Genomic DNA, 648 nt, shown 5'->3' with positions numbered 1-648 from the left:
TTGCGCAACGATGCCGCGCGATTGCGAACCGAATGTCGTGATCGCTCCGTTGCTCGTCACCGACACAATGCCGGCTGTCCCGCCGCCGCCGCCACTCCCGCCAAGGCCAACGGCCGCCGCGGTAAGGCCGCCGCTACCCGCAACCGAGAAGCCGCCGTCGCCTCCGCCGCCGCCGATGCTCTGGGCAATAATGCCGTTGGAATCCCTTGCCGATGTTGTGATCGTTCCGGTGTTGCTCACGGTTACGTTGTTCGCCGCGCCGCCGCTGCCGCCTCTGCCGCCCAATCCGACTGAAACACTGACACCGGAGAGACTCGCTGCAACGGCAAAGCCTCCGTTGCCACCGCCGCCGCCAATGCTTTGCGCGGAAATGCCATTTGACTGGATGCCATGCGTGGATATTGACGCCGCGGTTGTGACCGTGACAACCGATCCGGCGCCGCCGCTGCCACCTGAGCCGCCGAGGGCGACTGCGGCGGAAAAATCCGTCGGCCCGGAAGCACTGACGGCGAATCCGCCGTTGCCGCCACCGCCACCGACACTTTGCGCAAGGATGCCCGCTGCGTAGTTGCCCGACGTATTGATATTGTAGGCCGGGCTGCCGCTCGTGCCTTGCACAGTCACAACCCCGCCCGCGCCACCGGCACC

Annotated in this window: 1 pseudogene; it reads right to left on the bottom strand. The window is 66.4% G+C overall.

The features are described 5' to 3' along the window. Positions 1 to 624: pseudogene (locus tag HMPREF9696_RS21000) on the bottom strand (hypothetical protein); the annotation flags it as partial. Positions 625 to 648 lie beyond the last annotated feature (24 nt).

Origin of the sequence: Afipia clevelandensis ATCC 49720 (genome assembly GCF_000336555.1) — a bacterium.
Classification (GTDB): domain Bacteria; phylum Pseudomonadota; class Alphaproteobacteria; order Rhizobiales; family Xanthobacteraceae; genus Afipia; species Afipia clevelandensis.
Note: the sequence above shows the minus strand (reverse complement) of the source record. Positions and strands in the feature narration are given on the sequence as shown.